This window comes from Sphingobacterium suaedae (assembly GCF_042684625.1).
Lineage (GTDB): Bacteria > Bacteroidota > Bacteroidia > Sphingobacteriales > Sphingobacteriaceae > Sphingobacterium > Sphingobacterium suaedae.
Window position 1 is genome coordinate 176,977 of the sequence record NZ_JBHULR010000005.1, and the last position, 19,563, is coordinate 196,539.

The window sequence follows — 19,563 nt, forward strand, 5'->3', positions numbered from 1 at the left end:
AGGACACCACCATATAATCAAAAGAAGGTGCCGAAATAAATGCTCGCAGATGGGCACACTCTCCTCCTAGATCAAGTTTCAGATATCGTCTGTCTCTCTAATCTGCCAGCACCGTAAACTCCGCCCCCGAAGCAAAGTCCTGCCCGTTGTGCGAACTTAGTGCCGTGAACCTTATATAACGTGCCTCGATCGTTTTTTTCAGCAGTACTGACTGTAGCTTTCCGCCCCGTTCAAACTCACCTTCCACGATGGGTTCGCTCCAGTTCTTACCGTCTGCACTTACCTGCAAGCGATATCCTTTAATCTGTCCGTTTGGCCCATCTTGTCGCGGCAAATAGGTAAATCCTTTTATTTTTTTCGACATCCCTGCATCAAAATCTATCCAATGCGGATACTGTGCAACAGTCACAGAATACATCGTATGCCAAATTGTCGACGGGTCGCCATCGACAATGTGCGCCGCATTCCCCTCGCCGATTTCTTGACTTGAGGCGGACATCACCTGCATGGGAATTTGCTCTATCTTTGAAAAACGCATACTTGTTTTAAGCTTTTCATTTCCTTGATACCATGCAGTCACCACCCCTCCCTCTCGTAAGCTAAACGATTCGGTGTATCGTCTTGGTCGCCCAGCGTCCACTTGAACCCATAGCGCAGCGTCTGCCCTTTCGCTTGCTAAAGACACTAAGCCATTTCGGTCTTGTGTAATACTGATTGGCATCTCGCCCGCCACGCGAACCTTGACTTGAGACTGTTCGTTACGGCCACGCACAGGACGAATAATAAATCCAAAATTGTACGCACCGGCCTTGACCCGATCTTGTTCCAACGGAGGCCCTTGTCCGCAACTATTGCCACCGAGGCCAGTCACATCGGCCAACAGATAAAGGTGGGTTCCCGAGCTTTCGGGGAGTTGATGTGTATGCGGAGCTAACGTCATCTCCAGTTCACTCCAAGGCAGCGCCGAGGCGGAAAATTTATCCTTGGCGACGAACACCACGCCATCCCCAGCGCCATCCGTCAGCGAACACCAACGCAATTCTTCGCGGTTACCGGTAGACTGCGGCTTAGGCCAGGCTACATACTGCGCGGCTACAGGACTAGTGTACCTTTGAATAAATTGGCCTGTTTTTCGATCAGCATAATTATTCATGGGACCGCGACCATAATACGTGTATTGGGCGAAATCTTCCGGCAACTGCATAGCAAAACCCAGATGCGGTAACACTACGCTGCTGTTGTTCGAAGTAATCGTACTTTCCAATTCAATAGAGCCATCTGTATATACCGTCCAGATGAAATTGCTCGTGAATTTAAAGTCATTTTCATTAAATGGCCGGTCAGTATGCTCTTCAAGCGTATAGGTTCCTGAACTCCCTCCGCGGATTGTCGCCCCATATGGTGCCTGAGATATGACATTATACGACAAAACGTACGCCCCATCATTCCGTCGATAGACAGTCGATGTATGTGCAGTGTGTTTCAACCGATGCAATCCTTTTTCGAACCACTGCTGGTACGCCCAGTTGTCATTGTCCAGTGGCGCCCGCAACGCATCCAGACGAGGCCCCTCGCCATCCCGGATCATTACTTTATTGCCATACGTCAGATGATGAATGGTGCCCGACTGGTCATCGAATTTCACCAGAAAACCGTCTCCTTGTAGCACCTGCAAATTCCCGTGAACGGTATGTGATAATAACGCATGCCCCTGTGTGATCGCAGCAATGGAAGGTGCCCTACCCGCCTCTTTAACCAACAACTGCTCCTCCATCTGTACATACCCTTTCGGTGCCCATGGCCGGTCCTCTTTTAGTTTAAACTGAATCTTCACAAAGTACTCCGATTGCGCGTCCAGGGTTTCATAATCGTAGGGTATGCTCAACAGGTAACGCGTCCGCGGCGCAATAGATGGAATGGCTGTTCGGAATGAAGACCCTTGTTGAATTTCTTCTCCATCTTTCCAAAGTGACCATTCGATCGCGTATGCATCTAAACTACTGAAGTAATTCTTATTAAAAATTTCTACATTTCCTGCACGCATATCCAAGGCTTTTACACCTACGTTTTGGTATACTTTACGCACCTCATAGTAGGCCGGCTTCGGAGTAAGGTCCGAAAATATCAGACCATTCATCACAAATGTTCCGTCGTTGGGCCTGTCTCCGAAGTCGCCTCCATACGCCACATAACGATCTCCCGTCTGCTTGTCATACGCATACATCGATTGGTCGATCCAATCCCAAATCGCACCACCCATGAAAAAGTTAGTTGACTCTATAGCTTCCCAATAATCGATCAGATTGCCACTTGCATTTCCCATGGAGTGTGCATATTCAGAAATATGGAACGGATATTTCAACCGATATTTGCCTTTTACCGCTTCCCGTACCCAATCGATAGATGGATATTGATTGGAGCCGATGTCGACAATACTATTATTACGCTCATACTGCACCGGTCTGGAAACGTCGACTTTTTTGATCGCCTCATATGCTGAAGTAAAATTTTTACCGGGGCCAGCTTCGTTACCCAACGACCAAATAACAATGGAAGGGTGGTTGATCGTGGCATGAACCATTTCCAAATTACGGGCCACATGAGCATTATTCCACTCTTCGGGGTGCGAAAGCGATGCCTCTCCGTAATAATATTCATGACTTTCGAGATTCGCTTCATCTTCCAGGTAGATGCCATATTTATCACACAGGTAATACCAGTAGGGATCATCTGGATAGTGAGAATTCCGCACATGATTAATGTTAGCCCGTTTCATTAATTTTATTTCTTCCTCCATTTGCTGGCGGGAAATAACTTTACCGGTTTCTGGATTCGTCTCATGTCGATTCACTCCCTTCAGCTTCACCGGTTTGCCATTGACAAAGAAGTACCGACCAGCTAATCCAAATTCGTCATTGTTTGCTTCGGTATCTTTCACTTCCACCTCCCGAAAGCCAATATAGGTAGACACGACGTCGACAACCTTGCCCTTTTGATTTAGCAGCTCCGTAACCAACGTGTAGCGATAAGGTTCTTCAGCAGACCATTTTTTCGGATTGTCGACCTTTAGATCTTGTTCAACCACCGTTGTTTGTCCCTTATTTACTGAAGCGATCGATCTTCGCCAATTGATTTCTTTCACTTGCCCACTGTCGTCGCTATACAGTCTGTTTGCATACAGCGTACAGCGAGTGGCGTATCCCGAAACCTCTTTCCCAGACGCATTAGCAACCTCGGCGGTCACGCGCAGTGTCGCATTTCTATACAAGCTGTCAAGATCAGGAATGGCGACGACATTTCGCAATTGCACCTTTGGTTTTGCAGTAAGAGAAACGGTACGAAAGACACCTGGTAATCGAAACATATCTTGCGCCTCCAAGAAGGAGGCATCGGAATTGCGGTACACCTCTAGCGCTACCGTGTTCTCTCCCTTTGGCGATAGATACCTCGTGATGTTAAACGATGCAACGTTTCTTGAGTTCTTCGAAAAGCCCACATATTTTCCGTTAATCCATATGTAAAAAAAAGAATCAACGCCGTCAAAATTGATGTAGATTTCCTTTTCCTTCCATTCCTTCGGAACGGAGAACATGCGTCGATAGGATCCCACTTCGTTCCTGTATTGATAGGTTGTCCAATGCTGCGGCGGTGTCCGCATAACCCCTCCACGCCAGTCGTCGACTTTCACCTGATGTTGAAAAATAACGGGTTGGTTTACATATATTGGCACACCATACTTTAGGGAGCCATCTTTTTGTATACCCAATATATTCCAGCTCATCGGTACAGGAACATCATCCCAAGCCGATACATCGACTTTTGGGTCGAAGAAGTTTTTCGGACGCTCTTCGGGAGATTTAACCCAATGAAATTTCCAGGTTCCATTTAAGGTTAACCAATTACTAGAATGTTCAGGAAGTACTTTTCTAGCTTCCTCTACCGTGTTGAAGGAGAAGTGGTATGCATGCGGTAATTCCTTGTTCAGTGAAAGTTCTGTAGGAGATTCCCATTCTTTGCCGGTTGGCGCTTGGTGGTCGCCATATACAAACCCCGCGATATGCTGTACGGCAGGTTCCTGTGCAAGGAGCTGTATGGGCAGAACGAGCACCAAAAATAGTATACCACGCAGTCTTCGTGTCATTTTCATATAAAAAAGTCGTTAGGTTATAGACAAAAATAGGATCCAGAATAGCAAAAACAAATTCTACAACAGCAATAAATCCTTACTTTTCTAGTATTGTTGCTTTATGGTCACGGTCAATCGATTGCGCTTTTTCGCAGTAAAACGTTTGATAAAATGCCGGCTACAAAGTTTATAAATTTCTAATGGCGAAAAAGACAGTGAACCGGTGATCGGGGCAAAAAAAAAAGCGCTTCCGGAGAAGCGCTTTTATTATCGTTTACAAGAATATGCTTAAGCAGAAGCAGACTCTACATCGACCGTCGAAAATTCGTCAAATACTTCCGCAAACCCATCGTAGTCCTCGTCCCCACCTGGCGAAAAACTACGGATACCGTTTGTCTCCACATATGCTTTCAGTTCCGGATGTATATCCTCATCGGCGAAGACAGCGATGTCCGTGTAGGACAAGGCCCCTTTATACAGGTCAACATACGATCCATCTCCATACGGCGCTGCTTCATCGGCGCTCATATCCTCTTGTGCGGCCATTTCGACATATTTCGGACCTAATGTCCCAAATTCTTCATTGGCATACAACGAGTACATAACCTTCGCGTCCTTAAAAGTCGGATCATCTTTATAAGCGGTCTTCAAATAGGCCGGAACCATGGCGGAAAACCACCCGTGGCAATGCACCACATCGGGAGACCATCCCAATTTTTTGACGGTTTCCAATGCCCCTTTGCAGAAGAATAACGAACGCTCGTTATTGTCTGCAAAAAAGTCCTTTTCATCACGAAAAACCTTTTTCCGCTGAAAATACTCTTCGTTATCCAAAAAGTAAACTTGCATACGTGCGGCTGGTAAAGAAGCCACTTTAATGATTAGCGGATTGTCATTGTTATCCACCACGATGTTCATTCCCGACAACCTTATCACTTCATGAAGACGATTTCTGCGCTCATTGATATTACCAAAGCGAGGCATCAGAATACGGATTTCAAATCCCCTTTCTTGCATAGCTTGAGGTAACTGGCGTGTAATTTCAGAAATTTTACTTATTTCAAGGAAAGGCGACATCTCATGGGTTACAAACAATATTTTCGTTTTTGCCATCTCCAATTATTTTTTATTTATCGAACAGTAAAATCGGTACACAAAGGTACGAATATTTTGTGAATTTTACAATTTGTTCGTTTTCATCACTTTATATTACCAAATTAATTATGCAATTTTGTCCGCTTATTTAATGCTTTAACGGTGAAGATATTCGAGACCCAACATGAGTTACAGTCCTATTTACAAGGGCTCCGCACAACCGGCAAAAAAATTGCACTCGTTCCCACCATGGGTGCCTTGCACGAGGGACATCTCTCGTTAATCCACGAAGCACAGCGGGTCGCCGATGTAACAGTTTGCAGCATTTTTGTCAACCCGACGCAATTCAATGACCCGAAAGACCTGGAAAAATACCCTCGACCTATTGAACACGATTTGAAATTGTTGACTTCCGTCTCTTGTGATGCTGTTTTCATGCCCTCCGTAGCGGAGATGTATCCTACCAACGAGCTTGAATGGCGTATCGATCTCGGCAACCTCGATACCATCTGGGAGGGTGAAAAACGACCTGGACACTTTCAAGGTGTTACACAAATCGTCTATAAACTCTTTACGTTGGTACAACCTGATATCGCCTGCTTCGGTCAGAAAGATTTTCAGCAAGTTATGGTCATACAACGTCTTATTGACGTCAAAAGACTTCCCGTACACATTCACATCTGCCCAACTATTCGCAACGACGAAGGGCTAGCGTTGAGTTCCCGGAACTTACGTTTATCAGAAGCCGGCAAGAAAAAGGCATTGGCCTTATATCGATCGCTCCATTACATCAAAACACACGTTAATCAACAACAACCGAAGGAGCTCAAGCAACACGCGTTTGAAATTTTAGAAACCGAAGGACAGATTGACATCGAGTATCTAGCGATCTGTGAAAGCCGTTCGCTACGCGAAGTGGAAACGGTGGACCCGGAAAAACAACACGTGGCATTGATTGTTGCGTGGGTGGAGGGCGTGCGCTTGATCGATAATATGATCATCCATGAAGGTGCAACAGCTTAGAAAACGCTCCGAACGCATGGGAGGACTACGCTTTTCTGACGTAAAAAAAACAACTCTTTAAAAAAATTGAAGTAATTTTGTATCATGTTAATTGAAGTAATGAAGTCAAAGATTCACCGCGTGCGTGTAACACAGGCTGAATTAAACTACGTGGGGAGTATCACGATCGATGAAGATTTGATGGATGCAGCTAATATCGTTGCAAACGAAAAAGTGCAGATCGTCAACAACAATAATGGCGCACGGCTAGAAACGTATGTTATTCCAGGAGAGCGCGGTACGGGGACTATTTGTCTGAATGGCGCCGCTGCCCGATTAGTTCAAGTTGGGGACATCGTAATCATTATCTCCTATGGTAGCATGACACCAGAAGAAGCAAAAGGCCATACGCCTACCTTGCTGTTCCCAGATGACAACAATAAATTAATACAATAATTTCAACAATATTCTATACTTTTGTAGCACTGTTGCATTAACAGTGCTTTTTTTTGTTCAGACTCCGTCTCGCAATAGAGTACAATGCATAAACTATCGACCACATACCGATCCTTCGTCGCCTCGCTTTTAAGCGCGTGGATGATTGCAATTATCATCAGTGGTGTCGTTTTTATGCACAAAGAAGTGACCTCGACAGGCGAGATCATTACACACGTTCACCCATACGACTTTACAAAAAAAGGAAAATCACACCACCATCATTCCGATGGCGAGATCCAATATCTCAACGTTGTTTTTGCGGGCGCTTTTCTGGCAAATGACCTATTGGTCTACGAATTAGCGCTGACACCACGCCATTTACGTATACATTATGCAGAGCTGATCGAGTCTGTTCGTTCAGAATCTATCGTTCACTATGACCTGAGGGGGCCCCCTAACACCGTCTAATCTTCTTATTTCTGAATCACGACCGGACCCGTAGGGAGCAGCATCACGTCTACCTATGAACCTCCATCTACTCGTATTCCATTTGGAAAGCAACACACATGCGTGTGTCGGTATGTATACGGTACATGCGGTGGCTATACCTGGAGTGCTAGCTCTAAAGGCTACATGCCGAACGAAGCAAAGGTCGACGTCATTTTTCAGCACTAAATATTTTTCACGAAACAATAAGCAGTTACGACCTGCGTACCTATTTGAACGATTGACAACTTTGAAACAACAAATGAAAAAAATATATTACAAGCTATTCCTAACCCTATTATATAGTATACCAATGGCCTTATTGGCCCAAAACACGATAACCGGTAAGGTAACAAATGCGCAGCATGAACCCATTCCTCAAGCAACCGTCGTTGTAGAAGGCACGAGCGTTGGCGCTTCGACAAACGAACAGGGAAACTTCATTTTAACCAATGTCCCACAAAATAAGACCACGATTATCACACGAGCGGTCGGCTACCAAACCCAAAAAAAGACATGGACAGCCACACAGCAACAAGCGTTCGTGGAAATCCAACTATTAGAAGACAATCTCAACCTGAATGAGGTAGTTGTGAGCGCTACGCGTTATGGGCTGGATCGTCGAGAAGCGCCGGTCGTCGTCAATGTACTCGGTCCAAAACTCTTCAACGCCACACAATCCGTCGCTATGTCGGAAACACTTGCTTATCAACCGGGTGTACGTGTGGAAAATAACTGTCAAAATTGTGGCTTTTCTCAAGTACGCCTAAACGGACTAGAGGGCGCTTATTCTCAGATTCTAATCAATAGCCGCTCGGTATTCAGCGCGTTGAATAGTGTCTATGGGCTAGACCAAATCCCGACGAGCATGATCGACCGCATCGAAGTTGTCCGCAGCGGAGGTTCCGCGTTGTTTGGCGCGAATGCCATCGCGGGCACAATCAATATCATTACGAAAGATCCCGTGGAAAATGACTGGCAGATCAAATCGACCAACTCGTTGATCAATGGAACATCTTGGGATAACACCATCGACTTTAATACGTCGTTTGTCGAAGACGACCTCATGAATGGTGTAACGTTTTATGGAATGCATCGCGATCGGCAACCTTGGGATGCTAACGACGATGGATTTTCGGAAATCACAAAGTTGCGCAACACAACTTTTGGAACGAAAGCATTTTTCAAACCATCCGAGTATAATAAAATCACTTTGGATATGAGCGTACTAAATGAATTTCGGAGAGGGGGTGACCGTTTAGATTTGGCGCCTCATTTTACGGACATCACCGAGCAGATTCAAACGAACTCGTTTATCGGTGGTCTTACCTACGATCACTATTCAAAAGACTGGAAGCATAAAATGTCGGTGTATGCGTCAGCTCAAAAAAGCAAGCGTGATAGTTATTATGGAGGACTAGGAGGATCACGAACGCACCAAGACAGTGTAGTTGCCGCCAATTCATACGGCACAACCGATGATTTCGCCATGGTGGCAGGAGGCCAGTATACCTACCATTTTGAGCGGGACGTATTCACGGCGGGTGTGGAATATAACATGAACCGAACAGAAGATGATATACCCGCTTATAAAAGAAGCATCGACCAACGGACCCATGCCGTTGGAACCTATGCGCAGTATGAATGGAAGGTCATTGATCAATTAAAAGCGCTGATGGGCGCTCGTTACGACTATACGTACGTGAACGGCACGTATCGCTTGCTTGACCGAAACAGGGCGTCCGACCAACGGTTTGGAACGTTTAGTCCACGATTGACGATCTTGTACGATATCACGCCCGAGTTGCAGTTCCGGGGAGGGTACGCTCGCGGATTTCGTGCACCGCAAGCCTTCAACGAAGATATGCATGTAACCTCTATCGGCGGACAACAGGTTTTCGTCCTCATGGGAGAAGATTTGAAAACTGAGTATTCCAATGCTTATACCGGTTCGTTTAACTATACGCGTAATTTTGGTTCTACGCAGGCCAGTTTACTGGTCGAAGGTTTCTTCACCGATCTCCAAAACCCATTTACAACCGTTATGACGTCGGAAGAAGCAGATATTATTTTGCAAGAGATGCGAAATGGTAGCCGTTCACGCGTTTATGGCAGCAATGTCGAGCTAAGCATTGCCCCTTCCAACGCATTAAGTATCCAAGCAGGCGGAACGATACAGCGCTCAAAGTATAACGAGGAACAGTTGATCTTTGAAGGAGAAAACCCGGTTGATAACATCGTAACTACGCGGTATATGCGCACGCCAAATATGTATGGGTATTTAAACACCAATATCAAGGCGACGAAACAGCTTGCGGTCGATTTAACAGGCGTTTATACCGGACGCATGCTTGTCCCGCACTACCAACCGGACGGACGTATGCTGGTTAAAGATGCGCGCGACTTTGTCGAATTGAATCTCCGTCTAGGCTATACATTTTCCGTCAAAAAGGATTTCAACGTGGAATTGTTTACGGGTGTACAGAATATGTTCAACGCCTTCCAAAAGGATTTTGATAAGGGTGCTTTGCGGGACTCGGATTATGTCTATGGCCCCACCAAACCGCGCACTTTTACGTTTGGCGTGAAAATTGGTCATTTTCATTAATCCGTAGTACGTGTCGAGGAACGATACCCGTACCTCAACACGTACTTTTTTCCGTAAAAAATGATGCCGATTGTTCCAAACGCATCTGGTAGGTCGGCTCAGCTCACACTTTTACAAAAATGAGAAAGAAGTTTTTTATCCTGCTGTTTCTTGCCGTACTTTGGTACCCACTCTCTGCACAAGACAAAGACCAGGTGCAGTGGCTTACATGGGAACAGCTGTCCGATTCATTGACGGTCCACCCTAAGCCCGTCCTGCTTTTCTTTCATACAGACTGGTGCGCGTATTGCCGGAAAATGCAAAATGTAGTATTTACCGATTCCGCAGTGATTCGAAAGCTCGATGCAGATTATTATGCGTTACGCTTTGATGCCGAAAGTGTAGATACCGTGTGTTTTGATCATCAGATTCTGACGAATGCGGTGTCCAAAAAACGTACAGGGCACTATCACCAGATCACAAAACTGTTAGCTGCACGTGAGGGGAAGTTTACTTTTCCTACGACCATTGTTCTTCGGAAAGATTTCACCGTCCGATCGCGGCATTTTCACTATTTAGACCGGCGCAAGTTGTTGAAGGCCCTGCAATAATTATCCATGTACCGGCTGTTTCTGTTCAGGCAACTGTTTGAAACGTCCGCCCACGAGCTTCGTAACACGGGCGAAGACGCCATTTAATTGATACAGCTACCGAACATCGCTAGCGCGAGCTTACAGCTCCTGCTCCGATAGCCTAACGATCACCTCCAGGGCCCTCGTTAGAACACGCCGGCAATAGTTTTAAGGAGGTCCATACGATTTTAGGCTGTGCTTACATTTTTATAAATGTCTGGGAGATTGCGGCATTGTCCGTTGTAATCCAAACCATACCCGACCACAAACTCCTTGTCAATCTCAAAACCCACATACATAATGTTGTCAAATTCGTACTGTAGAGCCTCTGGCTTCATTAATAACGTACAAACCGCAATACTCCCTACGTGCAGTTTCTCCAACGCCTCTATCGTGTGTTTCAACGAATTGCCCGAGTCGATCACATCTTCGACAATAATGACCTCTCTACCCGTTAGGTCCATCCCCACTCCTAATAGCTCATGTACGTGTCCTTGGTTCACACCTTGATAAGAAGCTAATTTCACAAAAGAAAGCTCACAGGGTACATGGATTTGTTTCATTAAATCCGCCATAAACATGAAACAACCGTTGAGCACGCCAACGAACACAGGATGCCTATCGGCGTATTTCATACTAATATCAATCCCCATCAATCGAATACGTTTCTTGATTTGTTCGTAATCGATAAATAATTCGAAGTTTAGGTGATCTATTTGGATATGTTTCATACAGAAATCAATTTATTTGTGGATATACACCATTTCCTATTTTCCCGTTACAGCTACGTTCCGAACCATTGCCTACCGGTTTATTCCGGTTGTTCGTCTTGCCCTTTACCAAACAGTTTTTCCAACAGGCTCTTCCGTCTCTGCTCCTCCACTTCCATTTCCTTCATAATCGCTTCCTGCTCTGGGTCGACTTCTTGAAACGTCGTATCCATCACCCCTTGAGGACGAGCAGGACGTAATGCCGATTCGAGCGTCACCTCGTAGAAACCATAATTTGAAGGGACAGACTCATCCTGTAGTTGCCCTCGTTTGGTCATGATATACCCATAGGTATTGAAATGGCGTTGTACCCAAGGTTTTAAATGTCCGGTGTAATCGAACGATGCAAGCCCCGTTTTTGGTCTCGGGATGATACTGGATAGATACAAACTTTCTCCAATGGTCAGCACAGCGGGAGTTTTCCCGAAATAATAGGATGCCGCTTCCTGGATACCGTACACATTTTTTCCCCATTCAATAACATTCAGGTAGATTTCAAACATACGGTCTTTTGGCACTTGTCGAGACGATTCCATCAACCACACTAGCAGGATTTCCTCGAATTTACGCATCATGGTCTTATTCCGGTTCAAAAAAATGTTCTTGACCAATTGCATCGAAATTGTGCTAGCCCCTCGCTTAAAGGCCCGTTCTTTGATATTTGTCGCAATAGACAGCTTAAAGGCTTCTTCCTCAAACCCGCGGTGTTCATAAAAATACGGATCTTCAGTATTCAGTACGGTTTTCTTCAGAATGGTTGACACCTGTTCCAGCGGAGTAAACTTAGGATTTTGCGGCGCCACGACAATTTCGCGCATCAGCACGGTATCCTCATAGGCGCGATAGGTAAACGAACCGTTCATGTCGGCGATATTTGCCTTTCCCCACTTCAAAATTTTCAGCTGCTTATCGTCCATCTTTGATTGAAAAGTGAGGTCGTCCGGCCTGTCAAAATTGACAGAAAAATCCAGGTCATAGGCAATATTGCCGGCTACTTGTATCCCGTCTATCGTTTCGAACAGTCCTTTTGGAATGGCATCAAATAACTTTTGTGCTTCGAATTGTCCTGTGCGAATGGATAAGTTGACCACCTTCTCCGGCCTAGGAATAAACTTCACATACGGATGAAACTCAAAGTCTTTTACACGGATCCTGCTCGATGGATCTACTTCCATAGCTAGTTTGCCAATATTGATTTGTCCTTCACCCGTAGCCTCGGGTAAAAGGATCTGCTCCTCCGATAGGCGGCGGTGCTGCACACGCAGATTTTCAAAACTCCACTTACCAGCGATCGTCAATGAATCTTCCGATTCCCGTTTTACTTTATCCAGATCAAACATCACTTTGTCGAAACTCACGCCCAACCCAAATTTCCTGCGTAATAATGGCAATTCGACATTTTCTGTATCAGAGGCAACCTCTACGTGTAGCTGTTGTCTATCTGGATTCACATGACCGGAAAAATTCCACTGCGCATCATGGTCGTTGAGAAATAAGCTCGTTTCGAAATCCCCTCCATCGATCACAGCCTGCGGCAAGCGGATACGTTGGTGTACACTATCGTCCGTATAAGATAATTCAAAATTTTCCAGCTCCATATCCCGTGGGATCTTGAAGAATACCTGTTTCACCAGGCCATCGATTAATGCTGCGTAATTCCGATCGACCTCTTCGTTTACCGACGCAGTATCTTTATCTTTTTTTCTGAAGAGAAAATCATAGTTGCTGATGGAATCTCGTTTGACTAGTGTCACATACGAATTTTTGAGCGAGAGATTACCGATCTTGACATCACCGAACAGCAACGGCCACAGACGTACCGACACCCCCATTTGTGCTATACGGGCAAGTGTGTCCCGCCCCTTAGGTAACAGCTCAATATCTTGGAAAGTAACGGTCGATAATCCGGTAAATTGATAATCACGCACCTTAAATTCGACGTGATACCGATTTAAAAGGGCGTGCTCTACCTTCGCCACTGCCTTATCTAAGATCCGCCCGCGCACAGAAAGCCCTACCCCCAGCACCACGAGGAGCAGCACGAAGAATACACCGCCTGTAATGTATGCGATCTTCTTCTGTCCCCCACTCAGCGCAGGTAATTTTTGCAATATGTTCATACAAGATGTAATTCGATCTAAACTTACCCAATTTGCTTTTTTTATGCAAAAAAATAACAGACCTTAACCGAGACACGGCCGGTATTTCATCCGGTGTTATCCATGGCCTGTAGCATTCCATACTCGTACAGTTCCCTTTTTTCGTGATTTTTGTTGTATGCCTCTAGCAATTTTCTTGCTTTGTTCTTGTTCTTAGACAGTTCTTAGCTAGTAATTTTCTTGTGTTAAACAAGGGCTCTCCTTGTCTTATCCTTGTGTTGCCCTTATCATCAGTAGGGATATAGTTTCGTATATTTTTTCGGAACGGGCGTAGTGTTACGCGTTACACGTCCGATCGCATGACTTGTATTTTGAAACAACGCCTGTACAACTTTAAAAACCGCTTAATCAACATCTAGATGACAAGATTTGTCATCGCAATATGTAACTTTGTTGGAGATAATGTTATTATGATCACAAAAGACCAAGTATTACACGCATTAAGTCATGTCGAGGAACCTGATCTGAAAAAAGATTTGGTGACGTTGAACATGATTCAACATATTGAAATCCTACCAAATAAGGTCAAGTTTGACGTAGTCTTAACAACGCCCGCTTGTCCGTTAAAAGGTCACATTGAACATGCATGCCGCAATGCAATTGCTCTTTTTATTGGCAAAGAAGTGGAAGTAGACATCCACATGACCTCCCGTGTCATCAGTACGGAGTCTGCACAGCTGGATGGTATTAAGAACATTATCCTGGTATCTTCCGGTAAAGGGGGCGTTGGTAAGTCGACGGTTGCGGCGAACCTGGCTTTGGCTTTGGCAGAAACCGGCGCGAAAACAGGACTACTAGATGCAGACATTTATGGCCCCTCCCTTCCGATTATGTTTGGCCTGGAAGGCACAAGACCAGAATCGATACAAGCAGAACAGGGCAAAACAAAAATCTTACCGATAGAAAAATTTGGATTGAAATTGTTATCTATTGGTTTCTTTACCGACCCGAATCAACCCATTCCATGGCGCGGACCGATGGCGACATCTGCCATCAAACAGTTATTTGGAGATACCCATTGGGGCGAATTAGACTATCTCGTGGTGGACATGCCTCCTGGTACGGGCGACATCCATATTACCGTAGCGCAATCGTACCCCATTTCAGGAGCAGTGATCGTCACCACACCGCAGCATGTGGCATTGGCTGATGCAATCAAAGGAATTGGCATGTACCAAATGGAAGGAATCAATATTCCGATTTTAGGCATCGTCGAGAATATGTCTTACTTTACGCCAGCCGAATTACCTGATCATAGATATTATATTTTTGGCAAAGACGGTGGCAAACGGTTGTCCGAAAGCAATAACGTACCGTTCTTGGGAGAGATTCCGTTGGTGAAAGCTGTAGCAGACGCGGGCGATAATGGTTTTCCGATTTTGCTGGATGCCGATGAGCCGGTAACAAGCGCCTATAAAGATATTGCCGGCCGCGTTGCGCAAGAATTAAGTATTTTAGCAAATAAATAAAATAGGGTGAAAACCCTATTTTATTTCGATGGAGGGGTTGATCTCCAATAATTTTGTTATAAATGCTGCCTGCTGCTTTGGATTGACAAAAATCTCATCCTGAATATTATAATGTACATTCAGCCCTTTTTGATAGGGATACCAGAAATAGAAAAAACCACTGGTCCAAATGGAGTTTCCTCTTTCAATAATACGGATGCCACTTATATCAATACTTTTTTTCCTTCAAGCGTTTTGATCAAAAGTTTATTGTCAGCAATTTTATAGTTTGCGTAGTAAAATACAAAATACCATATTAAACCAAGCACGAGTAGCGCAAGAACTGTAGATAGATAAACACCATTATGTATACTACTGCATCGGATTGCAGCAAGCACTGTACCTACAACAAAAAGCCATATATAGCTTTCTTTGCCTACATTAACTTTGAAAAAAAATTGGTTCATAGTTCCGTTTCATTTGAAGTTTTAAAAGCTCAAATCTTTAATAATTTGCCTTCAACCAAGACAAAAATTAAAAAAAATCGACTTTCCGCATGTTTCCGGAAGGTCGATTTACTCATTCATTTATAAGAGTTGAAAGGTCATTTCGACGTCGGGCTTATCCACTCCTTTCATTTTACCATATACGTTACCAGAATCAAAAAAGTACTCTATCGTAAAGGCGCTATTCAGCAGGAACTCATCTAGTTTATCCAAAATAACTGCAGTATAACCACCAGATGCTGCTGATCTCCTGGTCAATTTATATTGTCCTGTTTGCTCGTCAAAAGTATAGTTGTAAACCGCTGTGGTTGTCCATCCACTTGCTCCTCCGTTCTGACTTGAAAAACCGCTCACCGTGATCCTCTGATTAACTAAATCCCATTTTAGGTCAATATACCCGCTGTTAAATGTGTAACCGGTGGCTCTATTTCCCAATCCTTCATGATACCTTTTCAGAATTGACAATCCAGCCTCTGATGTGCCGGGATAGTATTTCAGATACGGACTTCTCAAACTATATTTAATGCCCACTAACTTGTTAAGCGGGACAATAGCCTCATCAGACACTAAAATTTCGAATTTATCGCCTACCTCACTCTTCGCATAAAACTTGTCGCTTTCTCTCATCAAGTATCGCAGTAAAGTTGAACCGGCTTGCATACCGGTAGGAATTTCTATTCCATCCAATAAGAACGAAAAAGATGCCGCCGGACTGATAATAGCCTGACCATTGACATAACTTGCTACATCAACTTTTTTTCCAGCCCCGTTAAAAAAAATTTGATATTTCACACCGCCAATTTCAAAATAAGAAATAGGGTTTTCAATAAAAAAGCTTTTCGTTTCTGCTATAGCTTCAGCATATCCGCTATTCAAAAAACTTTCCTGCTCAGCTTGCGTAGCACGCACTAGCACCATCTGTCCAGCATATTTCCTTCCTTTAAAGAATATAGAATCTTCCGTGGCGCGTTGGAAGTCAAACTCGATATCACTCTTTAATCCATCTCCACGGACGCCGCCTATTACTGCTGGATTCGGATCGTTTAGAAGATGTATATAATTGTACGTTTCAAATGCCAAAACCGGCCCATTTATCAGACGCAAACGATAGGACGACTCCTGCAATTCTGTACTACTTTCATTATTTATATCCGCGAGCATCTTCACCCTGTCTTTATCATCAAAGCTCATGTAGTAGCCATAATTCCCTCTGGATAAGGTTTCATTAAAGACACGCCAACCAAACTGCGCTCCGACCAATTGATCTTTTATCTCCTGTTGTTGCTCGCTCATCCGCTGTTCGGGTGTCTTGTCGAAGAGTAAATCCACCTCTGATTTGCCGCACCCTGCAGCTAGAAAAAGTAGAGCAAGCAATAATTTAATGCTATTTTTCATGCTTATCATCATTACACACTGTTAAAATTTGATTCTCTCTAAAACAAAGTTCATGAAGCTATTCCTGTTGTTTTCTTTATAAAAACCACCTGTATTGTTATACCCCTCATCTTTACGGCTCAGTTGCGGACTGGTCAACGACCAATCTAAAACAAAGGGAGAGCCTGTCAAATACGCGCCAATATTATCCATAAATGCATCCATAAAGAGATTCGCATTGTTGTACCTAGCCCCCTCTCCTTGTGCCGTTTTTGTAAAGGTTACTTTTTCCGTACCCGTATTGTAGGCATATGCAAAATTGTAATCCGCTTCATACACGGTGGTGGTGTTTGAACCGCCGGTACCTCGAAAGGGTACACGTACAATCAGGGTCTTATCGGCTGAATTAAATAGGAATCGTATATCCTGAACTTGATACCTATTTGTCGAGTGATAATTATACACGGCCTCCTTAAACACATCTACTGATGCCTTAAAATCTGTAGACACGGTCGCAGCATTATAACTCGGCGCGACAAATAGCTGTTTATTAAGAAGCCAATTTCCTAGCGATTGAGAAACTTTATCATTAAACTGTTCATACATGATCGACTGCAGTTCCCGCTGAAGCTTTCTAAAATCAATGTTATGCGAATCTCTGAAATAATTAACCACCGAGGTTTCCTTTTTCTTTAATCGATCGTAGGTGATCTTATTATATTGCTTAGCGTGGTGATCATACCATAATTGTCCTTCCATCAGTAAATGTGCAGCGGTTTCTGCAAAGTCTTCAAAATACTGGGATCGGGCATATCTCGACACAAAACCTAATGAATCCGAAAGCTTCTGCGGATTAAGCGTTGTATTCGTCCAATCGTCGAAGTAATCCCCTTCCGATATGCCTTCAAAATCCAACGGCATCGTTTTATTTTGCTGCAAAATATGTGTAAACTCATGGTGTATCGTCCGGAGCCTTCTCCTAACCTGCTCTGCATCCGTATTGTCCAATGAATTTACTTCATAGAGGGTAACATTTCTTCCTCCCGCAGCTGTTCCCAGGATCATGGATCCGTCATCATTATACGAAGTCGATCCGAAGAGTACCCACTCCTTAGGGGTAAACGTCTTTATAAACGTCGTGCCCGCTACGTCGTCATAAGGCTTTAAAAAGCCATCCAGTACAACAAGCATCTGCCCTTTAACTTTTTCCTCTTTTACCGGAGTGATATTTCGTTCGATATTGCCTTTGTACCTGTCGTATCGATAAACCACCTCAATATTATACGTGTTTAAGAAGTTTGCATCAAGCCATTCATCTAGTTCCGTAGGCACAAAATCTTGACTGTTATCAAACTCGAAATTAATATCATCTTCTTTTTTACATCCGTACAGCAGTGTCAATACGACGAGCAACGGTAGGATTAGATTTCTTTTTTTCATCGCGTTAAATGTTAAATGCTACCTTGGATTCTTTTCCAGTCCTGATGTTCCAACGCTTTCCGGCAATTGAAAAACACGACGCAGATCGTCTTTTTTCAACACATCGAAGGTTTCAAACCCATTGGCATCGATGTGGTTATGCTGAATTTCAATCGCATGTCGATTAATATCGAACCAACGGATTCCTTCGTGCATAAACGCGCGTTGTTTGAAGTCCAATACGGTTTGCATGAGTCCTTCTCTGATGTCTGCTGTTTCATAAAAAGCCAGAACTTTGGCTTCCGTAATACGATGCGTGTTGGCATTATAATCCTGAATCCTGACCTCAGAAAAATCGTTTAAATCCCTAAGCGCTAATTCATAACGTCCAAGGTTAATATAGGCTTCTGCCCTGTTAATCAGCGCTTCATCGGTAGAAAACAAGCATTGAATTGTATAGTTATATCCGATATTGGATAATGGATTTGTAACAAAAAACAACCCCGGATATTTAGACACGGACGCCTGGTTATCCCCCCATGTACCATACCGTTGATAAAAGTTCTTTCCGGCCACAGTCGTACTGTTCAGCATGGCCTGTCCAACAACACCGAGTCCATACCGGCCTTGTCCTGCAATATTTGCCATAGAAGAAAACACATTTGCCAACAGCAGGTTATAGCTTCTTTCGGAGCGCATAAACTCTAAAGAGGCCGAGGCAAACTCAATCGTCCGCAAGGTGGTCGCAACAGGTCTCAGGTTCTCTTTATAATTATTATCTGGAAAAATAGCACTACTATATTGCACAACCTTGTCATATTCTCCCTTGAACAGATAAAATCTTGCGGCAAAAGCATTTGCAGCTTGAATATTAAAATGGAATTTTGTCGCTTTGAATGTTAATCCTTTTATCAGATCGAGGCCCTGCAATAAATCACGTTCGATATTTTCATAAACCGAAGCTACCGTTCCCCGCTCATATTGTTTAAATACTGAAGTTTCCGGCTCCGTAACATAAGGAATTCCAGGCGATGAATTATCTCCATTTATTTGATACGTCTTTGCAAATATGGAGACCAGCATATGGTGTGCATAAGCCCTTGCTAATAGTGCCTCACCACGATATTGTTCCCCCTGCTCGCCAAAATTATTTTCGTCAATGGCCTCAATCGCTTGATTGGCCGCGGCGATGGCGGTATAGGCAGCGTTCCAATAGGTGTTTGGTGCATTATTGCCCGTAGTTTGCATCACCTCATCCCAAAAGTAGCTATCCCGAGCGATATCATTTAAATTTCCAACTCCGGGCCCCTTGTCCACAGAATTGTCGGATGCCAATTCGGTGAACACCAGGTAGTCATATTGTGGATAAGCTGTCACCAGAAGCTGACCGACCTTCTCCACTGTATTTATTTCCGTCCGCATATCTGGGTTTACGTCCAAATACTTTGAACATCCGGTCATCACGGCAGAAAGGACGAACAGCACAACTATTCTATATTTATTTTCCATCATCTTTTACAT

Annotated in this window: 15 protein-coding genes; 6 read left to right on the plus strand and 9 right to left on the minus strand. The window is 44.1% G+C overall.

Going from position 1 to position 19,563, the window contains the following annotated elements; all coding sequences use genetic code 11:
- Positions 1-97: 97 nt before the first annotated feature.
- Both ACFSR5_RS13600 and ACFSR5_RS13605 read right to left on the minus strand, forming a co-directional pair.
- Positions 98-4,147, minus strand: coding sequence for a glycoside hydrolase family 2 TIM barrel-domain containing protein (locus ACFSR5_RS13600; protein ID WP_380904672.1), 4,050 nt, complete (start codon positions 4,145-4,147; stop codon positions 98-100).
- 267 nt (positions 4,148-4,414) lie between these two features.
- Positions 4,415-5,239 (minus strand): glycogen/starch synthase, encoded by an 825-nt coding sequence (locus ACFSR5_RS13605; protein WP_380904674.1) that lies wholly within the window; start codon positions 5,237-5,239, stop codon positions 4,415-4,417.
- Positions 5,240-5,383: 144 nt separating this feature from the next.
- Between ACFSR5_RS13605 and panC the strand changes: the two genes are divergently transcribed.
- From panC to ACFSR5_RS13630, 5 genes are all read left to right on the plus strand, one after another.
- Positions 5,384-6,244 carry a pantoate--beta-alanine ligase gene (panC, locus tag ACFSR5_RS13610; RefSeq protein ID WP_380904676.1) on the plus strand — a complete coding sequence of 287 codons (861 nt, stop codon included), beginning with the start codon at positions 5,384-5,386 and terminating at the stop codon, positions 6,242-6,244.
- Positions 6,245-6,328: 84 nt separating this feature from the next.
- A complete protein-coding gene (panD, locus tag ACFSR5_RS13615) occupies positions 6,329-6,679 on the plus strand; it encodes an aspartate 1-decarboxylase (protein ID WP_380904678.1) in 351 nt (116 codons plus the stop codon).
- Positions 6,680-6,763: 84 nt separating this feature from the next.
- Complete coding sequence (locus tag ACFSR5_RS13620; protein WP_380904680.1) at positions 6,764-7,129, plus strand: hypothetical protein; 366 nt, start codon at positions 6,764-6,766, stop codon at positions 7,127-7,129.
- A 280-nt stretch (positions 7,130-7,409) separates the two neighbouring features.
- Complete coding sequence (locus tag ACFSR5_RS13625; protein ID WP_380904682.1) at positions 7,410-9,755, plus strand: TonB-dependent receptor; 2,346 nt, start codon at positions 7,410-7,412, stop codon at positions 9,753-9,755.
- A gap of 119 nt (positions 9,756-9,874) precedes the next feature.
- Positions 9,875-10,345, plus strand: coding sequence for a thioredoxin family protein (locus tag ACFSR5_RS13630; RefSeq protein ID WP_380904684.1), 471 nt, complete (start codon positions 9,875-9,877; stop codon positions 10,343-10,345).
- Between the two features lie 209 nt (positions 10,346-10,554).
- Here the strand turns inward: ACFSR5_RS13630 and hpt are convergent, their stop codons facing one another.
- Both hpt and ACFSR5_RS13640 read right to left on the minus strand, forming a co-directional pair.
- Positions 10,555-11,097 (minus strand): hypoxanthine phosphoribosyltransferase, encoded by a 543-nt coding sequence (gene hpt / locus ACFSR5_RS13635; protein ID WP_380904686.1) that lies wholly within the window; start codon positions 11,095-11,097, stop codon positions 10,555-10,557.
- Positions 11,098-11,177: 80 nt separating this feature from the next.
- Positions 11,178-13,256: a transglycosylase domain-containing protein gene (locus ACFSR5_RS13640; protein ID WP_380904688.1), complete on the minus strand. Its 2,079-nt coding sequence runs from the start codon at positions 13,254-13,256 to the stop codon at positions 11,178-11,180.
- 449 nt (positions 13,257-13,705) lie between these two features.
- On the opposite strand from ACFSR5_RS13640, the gene ACFSR5_RS13645 reads away from it, so the two are divergent.
- The gene (locus ACFSR5_RS13645) at positions 13,706-14,764 is read left to right on the plus strand and encodes an Mrp/NBP35 family ATP-binding protein (protein ID WP_380904847.1); all 1,059 of its coding nucleotides are present in this window, start codon (positions 13,706-13,708) and stop codon (positions 14,762-14,764) included.
- Positions 14,765-14,779: 15 nt separating this feature from the next.
- Here the strand turns inward: ACFSR5_RS13645 and ACFSR5_RS13650 are convergent, their stop codons facing one another.
- From ACFSR5_RS13650 to ACFSR5_RS13670, 5 genes are all read right to left on the minus strand, one after another.
- Entirely contained in the window at positions 14,780-14,977 is a 198-nt protein-coding gene (locus ACFSR5_RS13650) for a PH domain-containing protein (RefSeq protein ID WP_380904849.1), read from the minus strand.
- Positions 14,968-15,210, minus strand: a complete 243-nt coding sequence (locus ACFSR5_RS13655; RefSeq protein WP_380904690.1) for a hypothetical protein — start codon at positions 15,208-15,210, stop codon at positions 14,968-14,970. The genes ACFSR5_RS13650 and ACFSR5_RS13655 overlap by 10 nt, the downstream gene beginning before the upstream one ends.
- A 120-nt stretch (positions 15,211-15,330) precedes the next feature.
- Positions 15,331-16,644 (minus strand): DUF4302 domain-containing protein, encoded by a 1,314-nt coding sequence (locus tag ACFSR5_RS13660; RefSeq protein ID WP_380904692.1) that lies wholly within the window; start codon positions 16,642-16,644, stop codon positions 15,331-15,333.
- Between the two features lie 21 nt (positions 16,645-16,665).
- Entirely contained in the window at positions 16,666-18,063 is a 1,398-nt protein-coding gene (locus tag ACFSR5_RS13665; protein ID WP_380904694.1) for a substrate import-associated zinc metallohydrolase lipoprotein, read from the minus strand.
- Positions 18,064-18,081: 18 nt separating this feature from the next.
- On the minus strand, positions 18,082-19,554 hold the full coding sequence (locus tag ACFSR5_RS13670) for a RagB/SusD family nutrient uptake outer membrane protein (protein WP_380904696.1): 1,473 nt from the start codon (positions 19,552-19,554) through the stop codon (positions 18,082-18,084).
- Positions 19,555-19,563: the final 9 nt, after the last annotated feature.

What these genes read in the sequence shown, in the direction of transcription:
- ACFSR5_RS13640 (WP_380904688.1), bottom strand. Translation starts at nt 13,256, where the DNA reads ATGAACATATTGCAAAAATTACCTGCGCTGAGTGGGGGACAGAAGAAG.
- ACFSR5_RS13605 (WP_380904674.1), bottom strand. Translation starts at nt 5,239, where the DNA reads ATGGCAAAAACGAAAATATTGTTTGTAACCCATGAGATGTCGCCTTTC.
- ACFSR5_RS13660 (WP_380904692.1), bottom strand. Translation starts at nt 16,644, where the DNA reads ATGAAAAATAGCATTAAATTATTGCTTGCTCTACTTTTTCTAGCTGCA.
- ACFSR5_RS13655 (WP_380904690.1), bottom strand. Translation starts at nt 15,210, where the DNA reads ATGAACCAATTTTTTTTCAAAGTTAATGTAGGCAAAGAAAGCTATATA.
- ACFSR5_RS13625 (WP_380904682.1), top strand. Translation starts at nt 7,410, where the DNA reads ATGAAAAAAATATATTACAAGCTATTCCTAACCCTATTATATAGTATA.
- hpt (WP_380904686.1), bottom strand. Translation starts at nt 11,097, where the DNA reads ATGAAACATATCCAAATAGATCACCTAAACTTCGAATTATTTATCGAT.
- ACFSR5_RS13630 (WP_380904684.1), top strand. Translation starts at nt 9,875, where the DNA reads ATGAGAAAGAAGTTTTTTATCCTGCTGTTTCTTGCCGTACTTTGGTAC.
- ACFSR5_RS13670 (WP_380904696.1), bottom strand. Translation starts at nt 19,554, where the DNA reads ATGATGGAAAATAAATATAGAATAGTTGTGCTGTTCGTCCTTTCTGCC.
- panD (WP_380904678.1), top strand. Translation starts at nt 6,329, where the DNA reads ATGTTAATTGAAGTAATGAAGTCAAAGATTCACCGCGTGCGTGTAACA.
- ACFSR5_RS13645 (WP_380904847.1), top strand. Translation starts at nt 13,706, where the DNA reads ATGATCACAAAAGACCAAGTATTACACGCATTAAGTCATGTCGAGGAA.
- ACFSR5_RS13665 (WP_380904694.1), bottom strand. Translation starts at nt 18,063, where the DNA reads ATGAAAAAAAGAAATCTAATCCTACCGTTGCTCGTCGTATTGACACTG.
- ACFSR5_RS13600 (WP_380904672.1), bottom strand. Translation starts at nt 4,147, where the DNA reads ATGAAAATGACACGAAGACTGCGTGGTATACTATTTTTGGTGCTCGTT.
- ACFSR5_RS13620 (WP_380904680.1), top strand. Translation starts at nt 6,764, where the DNA reads ATGCATAAACTATCGACCACATACCGATCCTTCGTCGCCTCGCTTTTA.